11 protein-coding genes and 2 pseudogenes are annotated in these 16,805 nt (G+C 69.3%); 6 read left to right on the top strand and 7 right to left on the bottom strand.

The window, feature by feature from the left end; genetic code table 11:
• Nucleotides 1-75 precede the first annotated feature (75 nt).
• The 4 genes and pseudogenes from OQ789_RS22950 to OQ789_RS22935 all read left to right on the top strand — a co-directional run.
• Nucleotides 76-354 (top strand): annotated as a pseudogene (locus OQ789_RS22950) (transposase); the annotation flags it as partial.
• 14 nt (nucleotides 355-368) lie between these two features.
• Entirely contained in the window at nucleotides 369-806 is a 438-nt protein-coding gene (locus tag OQ789_RS22945) for a nitroreductase family deazaflavin-dependent oxidoreductase (RefSeq protein ID WP_324688469.1), read from the top strand.
• 38 nt (nucleotides 807-844) lie between these two features.
• Nucleotides 845-2,137 (top strand): threonine ammonia-lyase, encoded by a 1,293-nt coding sequence (gene ilvA, locus OQ789_RS22940; RefSeq protein WP_324688468.1) that lies wholly within the window; start codon nucleotides 845-847, stop codon nucleotides 2,135-2,137.
• A 15-nt stretch (nucleotides 2,138-2,152) separates the two neighbouring features.
• A complete protein-coding gene (locus OQ789_RS22935) occupies nucleotides 2,153-3,043 on the top strand; it encodes a phosphatase PAP2 family protein (protein ID WP_324688467.1) in 891 nt (296 codons plus the stop codon).
• Here OQ789_RS22935 and OQ789_RS22930 read toward each other — a convergent pair.
• Nucleotides 3,025-3,690: a pyridoxamine 5'-phosphate oxidase family protein gene (locus OQ789_RS22930; RefSeq protein WP_324688465.1), complete on the bottom strand. Its 666-nt coding sequence runs from the start codon at nucleotides 3,688-3,690 to the stop codon at nucleotides 3,025-3,027. The two genes, OQ789_RS22935 and OQ789_RS22930, sit on opposite strands and share 19 nt — an antisense overlap.
• A 40-nt stretch (nucleotides 3,691-3,730) precedes the next feature.
• Between OQ789_RS22930 and OQ789_RS22925 the strand changes: the two genes are divergently transcribed.
• On the top strand, nucleotides 3,731-5,059 hold the full coding sequence (locus OQ789_RS22925) for an aminotransferase class I/II-fold pyridoxal phosphate-dependent enzyme (protein ID WP_324688464.1): 1,329 nt from the start codon (nucleotides 3,731-3,733) through the stop codon (nucleotides 5,057-5,059).
• A gap of 8 nt (nucleotides 5,060-5,067) precedes the next feature.
• Here the strand turns inward: OQ789_RS22925 and treZ are convergent, their stop codons facing one another.
• From treZ to OQ789_RS22895, 6 genes and pseudogenes are all read right to left on the bottom strand, one after another.
• On the bottom strand, nucleotides 5,068-6,798 hold the full coding sequence (gene treZ / locus OQ789_RS22920; RefSeq protein ID WP_324688463.1) for a malto-oligosyltrehalose trehalohydrolase: 1,731 nt from the start codon (nucleotides 6,796-6,798) through the stop codon (nucleotides 5,068-5,070).
• Nucleotides 6,791-9,103, bottom strand: a complete 2,313-nt coding sequence (gene treY / locus OQ789_RS22915; protein WP_324688462.1) for a malto-oligosyltrehalose synthase — start codon at nucleotides 9,101-9,103, stop codon at nucleotides 6,791-6,793. Before treY ends, treZ begins: the two co-directional genes overlap by 8 nt.
• A gap of 3 nt (nucleotides 9,104-9,106) precedes the next feature.
• On the bottom strand, nucleotides 9,107-11,317 hold the full coding sequence (gene glgX, locus OQ789_RS22910; RefSeq protein WP_324688461.1) for a glycogen debranching protein GlgX: 2,211 nt from the start codon (nucleotides 11,315-11,317) through the stop codon (nucleotides 9,107-9,109).
• A 61-nt stretch (nucleotides 11,318-11,378) separates the two neighbouring features.
• On the bottom strand, nucleotides 11,379-13,556 hold the full coding sequence (locus OQ789_RS22905; RefSeq protein WP_324688460.1) for an acyltransferase family protein: 2,178 nt from the start codon (nucleotides 13,554-13,556) through the stop codon (nucleotides 11,379-11,381).
• A 355-nt stretch (nucleotides 13,557-13,911) separates the two neighbouring features.
• Nucleotides 13,912-14,616, bottom strand: a pseudogene (gene ripD / locus OQ789_RS22900) (NlpC/P60 family peptidoglycan-binding protein RipD); the annotation flags it as partial.
• A gap of 292 nt (nucleotides 14,617-14,908) precedes the next feature.
• Complete coding sequence (locus OQ789_RS22895) at nucleotides 14,909-15,379, bottom strand: hypothetical protein (protein ID WP_324688459.1); 471 nt, start codon at nucleotides 15,377-15,379, stop codon at nucleotides 14,909-14,911.
• Nucleotides 15,380-15,441: 62 nt separating this feature from the next.
• Here OQ789_RS22895 and OQ789_RS22890 point away from each other — a divergent pair, with 62 nt between their 5' ends.
• Nucleotides 15,442-16,746, top strand: coding sequence for an adenosylmethionine--8-amino-7-oxononanoate transaminase (locus OQ789_RS22890; RefSeq protein WP_324688458.1), 1,305 nt, complete (start codon nucleotides 15,442-15,444; stop codon nucleotides 16,744-16,746).
• Nucleotides 16,747-16,805: the final 59 nt, after the last annotated feature.

The following is a 16,805-nucleotide window of genomic DNA, read 5'->3' as shown; positions in this document are numbered from 1 at the left end:
TCGCCAGGCTGTTCGATGGGCTCGCACTCAGTTTGGTGTCGAGCTGGTGTGGGCGATCGAGGACTGCCGACACTTGTGGCCCCCATCCCGGTGTGGTCAGGCAACACCACCGGACGGGTCCGGATGACCCGCAGCGGTAACCGTCAACTCAACGCCGCCCTACACCGCATCGCCGTCACTCAAATCCGACTCGACGGTCTCGGCCAGGCCTACTACCGAAATCGTCTCGCCGCCGGCGACTCGAGCACCGAAGCCCTGCGCTGCCTCAAACGCCGACTCGCCCGCGTGGTCTTTCATCACCTCCACACCGACCACGACACCCGAACAAAGCCTTGCCCATCGGCAGCGGCTTGACATAGGAGAAACGCATGCCGCTAGCAGGGGAGTACGAGCCGTCGCCATTGGATTGGTCTCGCCAACAAGCCGACAAATTCGCCGAGTCGGGGGGCGCCGAGGCCGCCGACCTGAAGGGCAAGCCGATCATTCTGCTGACCACGGTCGGCGCCAAGACCGGCAAACTGCGCAAGACGCCGCTGATGCGCGTCGAGCACGACGGCCAGTACGCGGTCGTCGCCTCACTGGGCGGGGCGCCCAAGAACCCGGTCTGGTACCACAACATCAAGAAGAACCCCCGCGTGGAGCTGCAGGACGGCTCGGTTACCCGCGACTACGACGCCCGCGAGGTCTTCGGCGACCAGAAGGCCACCTGGTGGGAGCGTGCCGTGGACGCGTGGCCGGACTACGCCGAATATCAGACCAAGACGGACCGCCAGATCCCGGTGTTCGTGCTGACCGCGGTCGACTGAATTCCGGAGTTGACCGGCTGTCGTGGCACCATTGATCGGTGTCCGCCGAACTGAGCCACAGCCCGAGCGTCTCGCCGCTGTCCGCGGCTGACATCGACGGCGCGGCCAAGCGGATCGCCGCCGTGGTCACGCCGACCCCGCTGCAGTTCAACGACCGGTTGTCGGCGATCACCGGCGCGCAGGTCTACCTCAAGCGTGAGGACCTGCAGATCGTGCGCTCCTACAAGCTGCGCGGCGCCTACAATCTGCTGGTCCAGCTGTCGGAGGCGGAGCTGGCCGCGGGAGTGGTGTGCTCGTCGGCGGGCAACCACGCGCAGGGCTTCGCCTATGCGTGCCGCATGTTGCGGGTGCACGGCCGCGTCTACGTGCCGGCCAAGACGCCCATGCAGAAGCGCGACCGGATCCGCTACCACGGCGGAGACTTCATCGACCTGATCGTCGGCGGCAGCACCTACGACCTCGCCGCCGAGGCGGCGCTGGCCGACGTGCAGAGCACCGGCGCCACGCTGGTGCCGCCCTACGACGACCTGCGCACCATGGCGGGCCAGGGCACCATCGCGGTCGAACTGCTCGACCAGCTCGAGTCGACCGTGGGGGAGCCCGACCTGGTGGTCGTCCCGGTGGGCGGCGGCGGCTGCGTCGCCGGCATCACCACCTACCTCGCCGAGCGGACCGACAACACGTCGGTGCTGGGCGTCGAACCGGCCGGCGCGGCGGCGATGATGGCCGCGCTGGCCGCCGGGGAGCCGGTGACGCTGGACCACGTCGACCAGTTCGTCGACGGCGCGGCGGTGCGCCGCGCCGGAGACCTGACCTACGCCGCGCTGGCGGCCGCCGGCGACATGGTGTCGATCACCGCGGTCGACGAGGGCGCGGTGTGCACCGTGATGCTCGACCTGTACCAGAACGAGGGGATCATCGCCGAGCCCGCCGGCGCGCTGTCGGTCGCCGGGTTACTGGAGGCCGACATCGAGCCCGGCTCGACGGTGGTCTGCCTGGTCTCGGGCGGCAACAACGATGTGTCGCGCTACGGCGAGGTGCTGGAACGCTCACTGGTCCACCTCGGCCTCAAGCACTACTTTCTGGTGGACTTCCCGCAGGAGCCGGGCGCGCTGCGCCGCTTCCTCGACACGGTATTAGGGCCGAACGACGACATCACCCTGTTCGAGTACGTCAAGCGCAACAACCGGGAGACCGGCGAGGCGCTGGTCGGCATCCAGCTGGGATCGTCGGCCGACCTGGACGGGCTACTGGCCCGGATGCGCGCGACGGAGCTGCACGTCGAGACCCTGAAACCCGGCTCACCCGCCTACCGCTACCTGCTGCTCTAACCCCGAAACGCGCACATGCACCAGCCTTACGGGCCCGGCACCGCCGGCTTCGGGCCGGTCAGCGCAATCGTCATCGCCGCGCTGCTGCTCCTGACCTGGGCGGCGGTCTGGCTCGCCCGGCGCGGACCCCTGTTCCAGGGGCTCCGGCAGACGCTGTCCGAGAGCGCCGTGCTCGGCCGGGCCGTGGCCTGGGTGCGTGACCGGATCGGCCCGAGGGGACGGGCGCTGGCCCGCCGGTTGCCCGCGGGCGAGGTCGCAGCCGTCGCGTTGCTGCTCGGGCTGGTGCTGGTGGTGACGCTGGCGGTCGGGTTCACCGAGGTGCTCGACGACGTGCTCGAGGGCGACGGCATCGCCGAGATCGACCACCCGGTGACCCGGTGGCTTGCCGCCCACCGCGACCTGTGGCTGACCACCGTGCTGCGGGCGGTCACGGTCGCGGGCGGGCCGCTGTTTCTGGTCGCGGTTGCCTTTCCCATCGCGGTTGTCGCCGGTTGGCGGCGCAGGTCGTGGCTGCCGGTGGTGCTGGCCCTGGTCGGCGGCGGCGGAATTCCGGTGATGCTGTTCACCGCCAAATTCCTGGTGGGCCGGCCACGCCCGGCCCTGCCTTTCGCCCTCGTCGACGCGGACGGCTACTCGTTTCCCTCCGGACACGCGACCGGCGTCGCCGCCGCCGCGACCATCTCCGCGTGGATGCTCACCCGCTGGCTGATCCCCTGGTGGACCGGGCGGGTGCTGGTGTGGGCCACCGCGATCGGCGCGACGTTGGTGATCGGGTTCTCGCGTGTCTACCTGGGCGTGCATTACCTCAGCGACGTGCTGTCCGGCTGGATGCTGGGCATGGCCTGGGCCGGCGCCGTCATCCTCGTCGGATCCTGGTGGGACATCACTCAGCAGCGTCGCGCGTAGGCCGGCGGCGCGACCCCGGGGGCGAGGTCGTCGGCGGGCACCGGCCTTCCGGCTGTCAGGCTCAGCGGTATCACACCCGCCCAGTGACGCAGCGGAACGTCGTGCGGGTCGTCGACCGGGGGACCGCTGCGCACCTTCGCCGACACCTCGACGAGGTTGAGCGCGAGCACCCCGGTCGCGGCGAGCTCGCGGGCATCGGGGGCCCTGCAGTCGGCGGAGCGCCCGGGCGCGACGTGGTCGAGCAGGCAGTTCAGCGCCCGCGACTTCTCCGCGGGATCATCGACGACCCGCGCCTCACCCACCGCGACCACCGAGCGGAAATTCACCGAGTGGTGCATCGCCGACCGGGCCAGCACCAGACCGTCGACGAGGGTGGCGGTGACGCACACCGGCAGGCCCGATCCCGCTGCCTGGGCCGCCCTGGCCGCCAGCAACGGGCCGCTGCCCGTCGACCCGTGCAGGTAGAGCGTGTCGTCGAGCCGGGCATGCGTGGTGGGCAGCACCACCGGCCGACCGGCGTTCGTGTAGCCCAGGTGGCAGATCAGCGCCTCGTCGAGGATGTCGTGAATGGCGCGACGGTCGTAGTGGGCCCGCTCCCGGTAGCGGGTCGGGGTGGTGCGTGCCGTCGGCTGATATGAGGTGTTCACGGGTTGCCCTTTAATATTGTCCTAGTACATAATATTCACCGTGCCAGTACAAAACAGCATAACGGGAACCGGCGCGGAATCCATAGCCGCCAGCATCGAAGGGGCGATCTCGGCCGGGGCACTGGTGCCCGGTGAGGCGCTCCCGCCGGTGCGCGCGCTGGCCGCCCAGCTCGGCGTGAACGCGAACACCGCCGCCGCGGCCTACCGCCTGCTGCGTCATCGCGGGGCCGTCGAGACCGCGGGCCGGCGCGGCACCCGCGTGCGCGATCGCCCGGCCACCACCCCGCGCTCGCTGCTCGGCCTGGACGTGCCCGCGGGCGTGCGCGACCTGTCGACCGGCAACCCGAACCCGGCGATGCTGCCCATCGCCGGCGCCTCTCCGGCAGATTGGGGCGGCGGGCGCCCGGTGCTCTACGGCGAGCCGGCCCTCTCGCCCGAGCTGGAGGAGTTCGCCCGCAGCGCGCTGGCCGCCGACGGGGTCCCCGCCGATCACCTGGCCGTGACCAGCGGGGCGCTGGACGGCATCGAACGCGCGCTCAGCGCACATCTGCGCCCCGGCGATCGCGTCGCCGTCGAAGATCCGGGCTGGGCCAACCTCCTTGACCTCCTTGCCGCACTGGGGCTTTCGGCCGAGCCGGTGCGGGTCGACGACGACGGCCCGCTGACCGGCGACCTGGCCAAGGCGTTGGACGGCGGGGTGCGCGCCCTGGTGCTCACCAACCGCGCGCAAAACCCCACGGGCGCAGCGCTTTCGGCGGACCGCGCCGAATCGTTGCGCGGCCTGTTGGCGCGGCGGGCCGACGACCTGCTGCTGGTCGAGGATGACCACTGCGCGGACATCTCCGGGGTGTCGCTGCACAGCCTGGCCGGCCGCACCGCAAAGTGGGCGTTCGTTCGCTCGGCGTCCAAGGCGTATGGCCCCGATCTGCGGGTCGCCGTCCTGGCCGGCGACCGCCGCACCGTGGAGCGCGTGCACGGCCGCCTGCGGCTCGGCCCGGGCTGGGTGAGCCACGTCCTGCAGCGGCTCGCCGCCGGCCTGTGGTCCGACCGGGCAGCGGCCGACCTGGTGGCCACGGCCGAACGGCACTACGCCGCCGGCCGTCAACGGCTGTGTGGCGCCCTGGCCGAACGCGGCCTGGCGGCGCACGGACGCTCCGGGCTCAACGTGTGGGTGCCGGTTCCCGACGAGGCGGTCGCGGTGTCCCGGCTACTCGGCGCGGGCTGGGCGGCGGCCCCGGGCAGCCGGTTCCGGATGAACACGCCGCCGGGCATCCGCATCACGATCTCCGATCTGGCTCCCGGCGAGACCGACCCGCTCGCCGATGCGGTCGCCGCGGCGGTGCATCCCGCCGGCCGGGCGATCGTGTAGCCGCCCGCTCAGACCGACAGGATGGCGAACGAATGGCCTTGCAGCACAGTGCCGTCAGCATCGACGGTCGGCTCGTCCCAGGCCAGCACCACCGCGCCGGTGACCGGAACCCTCACCAGCTCGACGCCGAGGTTGCACGCGATGCGCAACCGGCCCCGCGCCACGCTGATCCAGCGCTCGTCCTCGTCGTAGTCGACCGCGAGGTGGTCCAGCCACGGGTCGGCCATCTCGGGGTGGTCACGCCGCAGCGCGATCAGGTCCCGATACAGGCGGTGCAGGCGGGCGTGCTCGCCGGTGCCGACCTCGGCCCAGTCCAGTTTGGAGCGGGCGAACGTCTGCGGGTCCTGCGGGTCGGGGATGTCGTCCGCGTCCCAGCCGTGTTCGGCGAACTCCGCCCTGCGCCCCTCGGCGGTGGCCCGGGCCAGCTCCGGTTCGGGGTGCGAGCTGAAGAACTGGAACGGCGTCGAGGCTCCGTATTCCTCGCCCATGAAAAGCATTGCGGTATAGGGCGATCCCAGCGCAAGGGCGGCCTTGACGGCCAGCTGGCCGCCCGTCAGGTTCTGTGACGGGCGATCCCCCAGGGCGCGGTTTCCGACCTGATCGTGTGTGCAGGTGTAGGCGACCAGCCGGGTGGCCGGGATGCCGGAGTCCTCACTGGTGTCCAGCGGCCGCCCGTGGCGGCGGTGCCGGAACGACGAATAAGTGGCGGCGTGAAAGAAGCCGTGCCGCAGCGACTTCGCCAGGGTGGCCAGGCTGCCGAAGTCGCCGTAGTAGCCCTGACGCTCCCCGGACACCGCGGTGTGGATGGCGTGATGAATGTCGTCGGCCCATTGCCCGGTCAGCCCGTAGCCGCCGCGATCGCGCGGGGTGATCAGCCGCGGGTCGTTCAGGTCGCTCTCGGCCACCAGCGACAGCGGGCGCCGCAATTGCTGTGCCAGCCAGTCCGTTTCGGTGGCCAGCTCCTCGAGGATGTGGATCGCGGTGGTGTCCACCAGGGCGTGAACGGCGTCCAGGCGCAGGCCGTCGGCGTGGAAGTCACGCATCCAGCGCAGCGCGCACCCGATGATGTAGCGGCGCACCTCGTCGGAGTCGGCGTCGGCGATGTTGATGCCCTCTCCCCATGGGTTGCTCCCCGACGACAAATAGGGCCCGAATCGCGGCAGGTAGTTGCCCGACGGGCCGAGGTGGTTGAAGACCGCGTCGATCAGCACCCCCAAGCCCTTGGCGTGGCAGGCGTCGACGAAGCGCACCAGCCCGTCGGGGCCGCCGTAGGGTTCGTGCACGCTGTACCAGAGCACCCCGTCGTATCCCCATCCATGAATGCCGGCAAAGGAATTCACCGGCATCAGCTCGACGAAGCCCACGCCGAGATCGACCAGATAGTCCAGCTTTTCGATGGCGGCGTCGAAGGTGCCCGCCGCGGTGAACGTGCCCAGGTGCAGCTCGTAGATCACCGCGCCCTCGACGCGGCGGCCGGCCCAGCCGGCGTCGGTCCACGTCGCGGCGGCCGGATCCCACAATTGCGAGCGCGCGTGCACCCCCTCGGGCTGGCGCGGTGAGCGCGGGTCGGGCAGCACGGTGGGGTCGTCGTCGAGCAGATAGCCGTAGCGGGCGTCGGGTGCGGTGTCCACGGCCGCATGCCACCACCCGTCGGCCGTGCGCTTCATGGGGTGCGCCTGCCCGTCGACGTCGAGGCGAACCCGCTCGGGTTTGGGCGCCCAGACCCGGAATTCAGTCATGATGGCGCTCCAGCAGGACCACGGGCAGGTCGGCGAACAGCTGGGCGGCCGATGTCGGGCCGTCGGCGATCGCCCCGGTCATGGCGTCCTTCCAGGTGCCGTCCGGGAGCGGCAAAACCGTATTGCCCCAACCCGTCTCGGCCAGCCGCACGGTCCAGCGCGTCACCGCCACCACGATGTCCTCGCCGCGGCGGAAGCCCAGCACGTGGTCGTCCGCGTCGCCGTCGGCCAGCACGGGGATGTAGTCGCCGTGCAGGAAGGTGTCCGGATGCTGGCGGCGCACGCGAAGCGCGGTGGTGACCACCCGGATCTTGGGATGCTCCAGCGCCTGCAGGGCGGCGCGGCGGGCGGCGTAGTCGACGGCACGGCGATTGTCCGGGTCGACGAGGCTGTCGTCCCACAGCTCGGTGCCCTGGTAGACGTCGGGAACCCCGGGCACGGTCAGCGCCAGCAGTTTCTGCGCCAGTGCGTCGCTGGCGGCATGCGGATTGAGTTGGGCGACAAGCTCGGTCAGCTGGCCGGCCACCGGGCCGTCCAGCAAGGTGTCCAGCCAGCGGTGCACCGCGTCCTCGAATGCGGTGTCCGGGTCGTTCCACGAGGTGTGCCAGGCCGCTTCCCGGATGGCCTTCTCGGTGTAGCCGTGCAGCCGCTCGCGCAGCGCCTCGGCGGCGTTCCCGGTTTCGAGGCCGTTGACCGGCCAGACGCCGAAGATGTTCTGCCACAGGAACTGTCCGGTCGCCGGATCGGGGGACGGGGCATCGATCTCCCAGCGGGCGAGGAACTCGGTCCACAGCGAGGGCACCTGCGAGAGTACCGAGATGCGGGCCCGCACATCCTCACCGCGCTTGGTGTCGTGAGTCGTCAGCGTCGTCATGGCCTGCGGCCAACGCCGGGCGCGGGTGGTGGCGCTGTGATGGAATTCGGCCGCCCCCACCCCGAAGCGGTGCGGCTCGCCGCCAACCTCGTTCAACGACACCAGCCGGGCGTCGCGGTAGAACAAGCAGTCCTCGACGGCCTTGGCAGTGACGGCGCCGCACAGCTGCTGCAGCCGGGTGGCGGGCTCACCGCCGCGGGCCAGCGCGGCGGCCAGTACCTGCAGCGCTGGACCCAATTCCGGTGCAGACGTTTGGGTTTCGGCGAGCGCGGTGGGCAGCAGCGCCACCAGGCCGGGGTAATCGCAGCGGTAGACCCCGATATGGGTGAGCAGCGCGGCCACCGCCTCGGGCAGTTGCGGGTGATCGACGCCGGCGGCCGCCGCGATGCTGCGGCGCAGCCTGCGCAGCTCACTGGCCAACGTGTCGGTGGCCGAGCGGATCTTGAGGTCGGCCAGCATGTCCGGCATCGCGCCGTAGTCCACCCCGGCGGATTCCACCAACGCGGTCAGCGCCGGCGCACCGCCGGGATCCACCAGGACGCCACCGATTTCGCGCAGCGTGTCGTACCCGGTGGTGCCGGCGACGGGCAGGGTGGGCTCGAGCGCTTCGTCGACGGCCAAGATCTTCTCGATCACGATCCAGGCTTGCGGGCCGGTCAATTCGCGCAGCCAGGCGAGGTATCCGCACGGGTCGGACAGGCCGTCCGGGTGATCGATGCGGATGCCGTCCACCAGTCCCTCGGCGAACCACCGCGCCACTTCGGCATGGCTGGCGTCGAACACCGCGCGATCCTCCTGGCGCAGCCCCGCCAGCGACGTGATCGAAAAGAACCGGCGGTAGCCGCACACGCCGTTACGCCAGCCGACCAGCCGGTAGTGCTGGCGCCCGTGCACCTCGGGGCCGGAGCCCCCGGCGGTGCCGGGCGCGATCGGGAACGCCAGATCGCCCAGGCGCAACAGGTCACCGTCGACGGTGAGATCGGCGGCGTCGTCGTCGGAGCCCAGCACCGGCAGCACGATGCGGCCGTCGTCGTCGAGGTCCCAGTCGATGTCGAAATACGTTGCGTAAGGCGAAGAACGGCCGTTGCGCAGGAAGTCCCACCACCACGGGTTCTGCCGGGGCTGGTCAATGCCCACATGGTTGGGCACGATGTCCACGACCAGCCCGATGCCGCGCGCCCGGGCCGCCGCCGAGAGCCGCTCGAAGTCCGCGCGGCCGCCGAGCTCGGGGGACACCGTGGTTGGGTCGGTGACGTCGTAGCCATGACTCGATCCGGCCGTCGCGGTCATGATCGGGGACAGGTACAGGTGCGAAACCCCGAGGTCGTCGAAGTAGTCGAGCAGGTTCTCCGCGTCGGCGAAGGTGAACGCGAAGCCGCTGGATTCACCACGCAGTTGCAGCCGGTAAGTGGAGACGACGGGTAAAGCCATGCGTCACTGCGTCTTACGCAAGACCAGCAACGAGCGCGACGGCAGCGACATCTTCTCCTCGGCGGTCACCACCTGACCGGTTCCTTCTTTGACGCCCGTCGGTTCGTTGGTGTCGAGTTCCACGGTCCACTCTTTCGCATAGTCGTTGTTGGGCGTCACGAACTCGACCGGCTCGTCGCCGGCGTTGAAACACAACAGGAATGAATCGTCGACCACCCGCTCGCCACGGGCGTTCGGCGCGCTGATGGCCTCGCCGTTGAGGAACACAGCGACGCATTTGTGGATGCTTTCGCCCCAGTCCTCACGCGTCATCTCGCGGCTGCTCGGGTTCAGCCAGGCGATGTCGCGCACCTCGTCGCCGCTGCGGATCGGCTGGCCCTCGAAGAACCGGCGCCGGCGGAACACCGGGTGCCGCTTGCGCAGCGTGCACACCTTGCGCGCGAACGCCAGCAGGTCGGCGTTCTTATCGACCAAAGACCAGTCCATCCAGGACAATTCGGAGTCCTGGCAATATACGTTGTTGTTGCCGTTCTGCGTCCGCCCGAACTCGTCCCCGTGGGCGATCATCGGCGTGCCCTGGCTGAGCATCAGCGTCGCCCAGAAGTTGCGCATCTGGCGGCAGCGCAACTCCGTGACGTCGGGGTCGTCGGTGGGGCCTTCGACGCCGCAGTTCCAGGACCGGTTGTGGCTTTCCCCGTCCCGGTTCTCCTCGCCGTTGGCCATGTTGTGTTTCTCGTTATAGGAGACCAGGTCGTTGACGGTGAATCCGTCGTGAGCGGTGACGAAGTTGATGCTGGCGCTGGGACGCCTTCCGGTCGCCTCGTACAGGTCCGACGACCCGGTCAGCCGGGAAGCGAACTCGCCCAGGGTTGCGGGCTCGCCCCGCCAGTAGTCGCGCACAGTATCGCGATACTTCCCGTTCCACTCCGTCCACAAACCCGGGAAATTCCCGACCTGGTAGCCGCCCTCGCCGATGTCCCACGGTTCGGCGATCAATTTGACCTGGCTGACGATCGGATCCTGCTGCACCAGATCGAAGAACGCGCTCAATCGGTCGACGTCGTGCAGTTCGCGGGCCAGCGTGGCGGCCAGGTCGAAGCGGAAGCCGTCCACGTGCATCTCGGTCACCCAGTAGCGCAGCGAGTCCATGATCAGTTGAAGCACGTGCGGGTGGCGCGGGTTCAGGCTGTTGCCGGTGCCGGTGTAGTCGTTGTACAGCCGCAGGTCGGTGTCGACGAGCCGGTAGTACGCGGCGTTGTCGATGCCGCGAAAGTTGATGGTCGGTCCCAGGTGGTTGCCCTCCGCGGTGTGGTTGTAGACCACGTCGAGGATCACCTCGATGCCGGCTTCGTGGAAGCTGCGCACCATGGACTTGAACTCCGCGACACTGGAAGTGCGGTTGGCCGCGTACTGATTGTGCGGGGCGAAGAACCCGAAAGTGTTGTAGCCCCAGTAGTTTCGCAGGCCCAGGTCCAGCAGTCGCGAGTCGTGCATGAACTGGTGCACCGGCATCAGTTCGATGGCGGTGACCCGCAGCGACTTGAGGTGGTCGATGATCGCGGGGTGGGCCAGCCCGGCATAGGTGCCCCGAAGCTCCTCGGGGACACTGGGATGGGTTTGCGTCATCCCCTTGACATGGGCTTCGTAGATGACGGTTTCGTGATACGGGGTCAGCGGTGCGCGGTCGGAGCCCCAGTCGAAGAACGGGTTGCTCACCACGCTGGTCATGGTGTGGCCCAGCGAATCGACCATGGGCGGCGTCCCCGGGTCGGCCCCGTTGCCGTTGGGCCCGTCCGGGTCCCGCGCGGCAAGGGCCTTCATGTCATAGGAGAAAAGCGCCTGGCCGAAAGTGAAGTCGCCGTGAAAAGCCTTGCCGTACGGGTCGAGCAGCAGCTTGCTGGGGTCACAGCGGTGACCGGCCGCCGGCTCGAAGGGACCGTGGACGCGAAAGCCATAGCGCTGGCCGGGGGTGATGTTCGGCAGGTAGGCATGCCAGACGAATCCGTCCACCTCGTCCAGGGGAATCCGCGTTTCGCCGTCGTGATCGTCGATCAGGCACAACTCCACCTTCTCGGCGATTTCGGAGAACAACGCGAAGTTGGTTCCCGCGCCGTCGTAGGAGGCGCCGAGCGGATACGGGTTGCCCGGCCACACGGTGGCGAGCCTGGGTTGGTGATTACCGCCTGCTGCTGAAGCGGGACTGTTGGTTGACACCTAACGACCTTATCCGCGCCCGGTGGCGCTCACGCGCGTTGGAGGCCAGGAGTAAGACGGGTCACCACCAACCGGTGGCGTCGGCGATCTGGCGGCCCAACTCGGGTGCGATGGTCCGCACGTAGGTAGGGGACAGGTGGTGGGCGCCGTGATAGATCAAGATGTTTCCCTCGACCGGCCGGCACACGTCGGCGCGGCAGATCGCGTCCGACATGTCGAGCACTTTGAGCTGCGGGAACTGCGCGACGAAGTCGAGCGTCTGGTTGCGTTCGGACAGCATGTCGGAGCGCTTGAGCGCGCACGACTGCACGGTGCCGCCCCGTTTGGCCAGGCAGTCCGCCGGGTCGAACGGTTGGCCGTTCTTCACCAGCCACGGCGTGTCGCGCATGCCGAGGATCGGAATGTTGTTGTCGGACAACGTCTGCCAGATCCCGATGTAGGTGGCGGGCATCACGTCACCCGATTTGATGTTCCACGGCCGGGTGGTGGTGGTGAACACGTAGTCGGGCCGGTCGGTGACCAGTTTGGTCATCGTCCGCTGCACCCACTCCCGGCACTGCGGGTAGGGGGCGTTGTTGCCCATGATCAGCGGCACCTGCTCGGTGGACAGCGGGCAGCCCATCTTGAGGTAGGTCACGATCTTGAAGTGGTGCAGCCTGCCCAGGATGTCCAGCGCGGGCAGCCAGTGCTCGGCATGTGACCCGCCCGCCAGCGCGATGGTCCGCTCGGCGGCCACATCGCCGTAGGTACAGGTGACCACCGCGGGGTTGACGAAGTCGCTGATGCACCCGTCCCGGGTCGAGGCGGGCAGGTCCTGCTTGACCTCCAAAACCGTGGGCCGCATCGGCAACGCGGGCACGCGCACGTGTTCGGTGAGAGCACGGGCGCCGGGATAGTCCTGCGGGTTGAGGACGCTGAGCTCCTTGCCGGCCGCCCGCAGCACGGTGACGTGCTGGCGCCAGGTGAACGAGGTCGCGGTCAGCGTCACGCCCAGCAGCACGACGGCCGATCCCAGCGCCATGGTCGGCCGGGCCAGGCGCGTCAGCCGCGGCATGGTCCATGCCGGCGCCCCGGGGGACGCTTTCGACGATGCCTGGTAGCGCAGCGGGTCCTCGACGAGCCGGTTGGTCAGGTAGGCCAGCGCACCGGAAACCAGCAGCAGCACCGCGCCTTCGACGAAGCCGGCGTGCTTGTGGCCGCTGTATGACAGCCAGAAGATCAGCAGCGGCCAGTGCCACAGGTAGAGCGCGTACGCGATGGCGCCCAGCTCCACCAGGGGGCGCGTCGCCAGCAGGCGATTGGGCAGCGGCAACCGGCCACCGATGCCGCGACCGTCCCACAGGTTGGCTCCGGCGAGGATCATCAGCATCGCGGCGCCGACCGGCACCAGCGCCCACGGGCCCGGGAACTCGTGCACGCCGTTGATCAGCGCCCCGCAGGACAGCACCGCGGCCAGGGCGACCGAGGCCAGCACCGTCCGCAACCACATCGGCCAGCGAACGCGGGTGACCATCGCCCCGACCAGCGCGCCCAGCAGCAGCTCCCAGCCCCGCGCGAAGCTGTTGTAGTAGGCGCCCGCCTGGTCCTGCTGATGCGCGACGATCGCGTAGCCGAACGAGGCCACCGTCAACGCCGTCAACACCACCACGAATAGGGTGCGCAACCGGGCAGGCGGCCGCCGCCGGAACAGGTAGGCCAGGCCGGCGATGAGAACCAGGAAGCTGACGTAGAACTGGCCCTGCACCGACATCGACCAGATGTGCTGCAGGGGACTGACGGCCTCGCCCGCCCGCAGGTAGTCCGACGCCGTGTTGGCCAGCTCCCAGTTCTGGTAGTAGCCGAGGCTGGCGAGGCTTTGGTCGGCGAACGTCTCCCAGCGGGTCTCCGGCTGAACCAGGATGGTCAGCACCGCGCACCCGGCCAGCACCACGACGAGCGCGGGAACCAGGCGCCGGATGAGCCGCATCACCTCGGACACCGGCGACAGCGTCACAGCCGGGTTCAATGCGGCGCGAATGACCTTGCCGCCGAAGAAGAACCCGGACAGCGCCAGGAACACGTCCACGCCACCGGACACCCGGCCGAACCAGATATGGAAGACGGCGACCAGCGCGATGGCGATGCCGCGCAGGCCGTCGAGGTCATAGCGATAAAAGCCCGCAGAACTCGCTTTGTGCGCCCCCGCTACCCCCGGATCGGCGATGGGGTCCGGCGCGGGAGACGGTGGCGGGGTCTGCATGATCGACAGTCAATTTACCCAAAACCCGCCACCGGCTCCCGACAGCTCGCGGCGGGCAGGCCGCTCGGCGGGGTTGCCGGGCGGCCGCGCCGGGCGGCGGGGGAGCAGGTGGCGGGCGTCGGATGGGGCGAAAATCGGCTCCAAATCACCTGCCGAGGCCGGCGCCGGTCGGCTGCAGCAGCGACTGCTGGGCCGGCAGCTGCTGCACCGGCGCCTGTTGCGTTGGAACCTGCTGGAGCGGTGCCTGCTGGGTCGGAACCTGCTGGAGCGGTGCCTGCTGGGTGGGCAGTTGTTGCGCCGGCGTCTGTTGCAGGGGCGCCTGCCGGGTGGGCAGCTGCTGGGGCGTCTGCTGCAGCGGGGCCTGCTGCAACGGCGCTTGCTGCAACGGCGCTTGCTGCGTCGGAACCTGCTGCAACGGCGCTTGCTGCAACGGCGCTTGCTGCGTCGGAACCTGCTGCAACGGGGTCTGCTGCGTCGGAACCTGCTGGGTCGGAACCTGCTGAAGCGGCGTCTGCTGGGTGGGCAGCTGCTGCGGCGCCTGCTGCAGCGGCGCCTGCTGCGCGGTGGCGCCGAGCACCCGGACCATGTAGGGCGTCATGCCGTTGGTGCGCACCGGCGAGACCTGTACGACATCGCCGACCTCGAGCATCTGGTTGTTGCCCAGGTACATCGCCACGCTCTGCGTGCCCTCGGGCCCGTAGAAGATCAGGTCACCCTTGCGGGCCTGCTGCGGCAGGATCTTCTGGCCGACCCGGTAGATCGCGCCCGACGACCGCGGCAGCTTGATGCCCGCGCCCGCGTACGCGTACTGCATCAGCCCGGAGGCATCGAAGCCGACGGTGTTGATGCCGGTTCCGGTGCCCCGGGTGGGACCGTTGATGCCGCCGCCGGCCCAGGAGAACGGCACGCCGCGCTGCGACAGACCGCGGGCGATCACCACGTCGGTGGCCTGCTGATAGTCCATCGATCTCGCGCCCGGGTCGGCGGTCGCGATGGTGGGAACCACCATCGGCGCCCCGAGCAGGGCCAAACCGATCGCGAAGGCGTAGATGCGTTTCATTTTTTTTCTGGCCTCTCAGGCGCTTAATGGGCCTCGACGCGGTGACTTCGCGCGTCCGCCCCCGGTTCATGGACCGGGCTACGCCCCTGCGTTGGGGCCGACGCCGTCCATGGCACTTGCGAAGTGAACCGGCGGTCAGGCCACCGAATTCACATCAGTCACACAAGCCACTTTGACAACAGATGCTCGTGGCCGCCAGGCCCAGGCGGGATTTTTTGTCGTACCGTGACCGGACGGTGACTGCTACGCCGAATTCCGTATGCGCAGTTGTGATTTCGGTCTCAGGGCGCGATCAGAGCCAGTAGCGCTCGCTGAACATGGTCAGTATCGATCCGGCGACCGAGCTGACCATGATCAGCGCCAGCGCCAGAACCGGCCAGAAGGACATGTACCAGCCCTTCAGGATCGACACGACGGGCCCGATGACCGCCGCGGTCAAGGCCGCCCCGATACCGCCCCACACCACCGGATGGATGTACAGGTCGAGCCCATAGGGAACCGGGCCGCAGGTTTCGTCCTCGCAGACATTCGCCATGAAGCCGAACAGCCGCGTCGGCCAGGTCGTCGCCGTGGCCAGCACCGCGAGCAGGACCAGCAAGGCGACGGTGCAGATGACGTCCCAGGGCGCCACCCGCACGCGCAGCACCCGGGGCGCTTCGTCGTCGTACTCGAGCAGTTGGGAGTCGGTGTCCCTGGACCAGCCCGGCGGGAGCCCGCCACCAGGCCCCGGCGTTGGGCTGTCGGGCTGGTGCGGCGTGGCCATGATGTTCCATGCTTCCCGACGTCCCGGTTTTGCGCGAATCGGCTGCTTTACCCTCGATCACTATGCCCGCGGCCAAGGCCGGGCTGACGCCCGAGCAGATCAGCGCGATCGACGCCGCGCACCTGTGGCATCCCTACAGCACCATCGGCGCCGAAGCTGTCGCCCCCGTGGTGGCGGTCGGAGCCCGCGGCGCCCGGCTCACCCTGATCCGGGACGGCACGCGGGTCGAGGCGCTTGACGCGATGAGCTCCTGGTGGACCGCGATCCACGGCCACGGCCACCCCGTCCTGGATGCGGCGCTGATGGCCCAGCTCGGCACCATGAACCACGTCATGTTCGGCGGGCTGACCCACGAACCGGCGGCGCGGCTGGCCCAGCTGCTGGTGGACATCACCCCGGCCGGGCTGGACACGGTGTTCTTCAGCGACTCCGGGTCGGTGTCGGTGGAAGTGGCCGTCAAGATGGCGCTGCAGTACTGGCGCAGCCGCGACCGGCCCGAAAAGCACCGGCTGATGACCTGGCGAGGCGGCTACCACGGCGACACCTTCACGCCGATGAGCGTGTGCGACCCCGATGGCGGCATGCACTCGCTGTGGACCGACATCCTGGCCAAACAGGTGTTCGCCCCGCAGGTGCCCCGCGACCACGACCCGCAATACAGCGCGGCGTTCGAGGAACAGCTGGTGCGGCACGCCGCCGGGCTGGCCGCCGTCGTCGTCGAGCCCGTCGTACAGGGCGCGGGCGGCATGCGGTTTCACGACCCGCGTTACCTCACCGACCTGCGCGACATCTGCCGCCGCCACGACGTGCTGCTGATCTTCGACGAGATCGCCACCGGCTTCGGGCGGACCGGCGAGCTGTTCGCCGCCGACCACGCCGGCGTGAGCCCGGACATCATGTGCGTCGGCAAGGCTCTGACCGGCGGATATCTGACCCTTGCCGCCACCTTGTGCACCGCCGACATCGCCCACACCATCAGCGGCGGTGAGGCCGGAGCGCTCATGCACGGCCCCACGTTCATGGCCAACGCGCTGGCCTGTGCGGTGTCGGTGGCCAGCGTCCAGGTGCTGCTCGGGCAGGACTGGCGGGCGCGGGTTCGCGAGATCGGGGACGGCCTGGCGGCCGGACTCGAACCGGCACGGGCGCTCCCCGGCGTGCGCGACGTGCGGGTGTGCGGCGCCATCGGCGTCATCGAATGCGAGCGCCCCGTCGATCTGGCCGTCGCGACGCCGGCGGCGCTGGACAACGGGGTCTGGCTGCGCCCGTTTCGCAACCTGGTCTACGCGATGCCGCCCTACATCTGCACGCCTGACGAGATCTCCGGGATCACCTCGGCGATGGTTCAGGTCGCCCGCCTCGTTCGCTGAGGGTGCCGACCCGCTGCGCCCGGCTTCGCCGCGCTGGCGGTCGACACTAGGCCGATGGT

This window comes from Mycobacterium sp. 94-17, from assembly GCF_035617725.1.
Taxonomy (GTDB): domain Bacteria; phylum Actinomycetota; class Actinomycetes; order Mycobacteriales; family Mycobacteriaceae; genus Mycobacterium.
The sequence above is the reverse complement of the archived record's forward strand: the minus strand, read 5'-3'. Positions and strand labels throughout refer to the sequence as shown.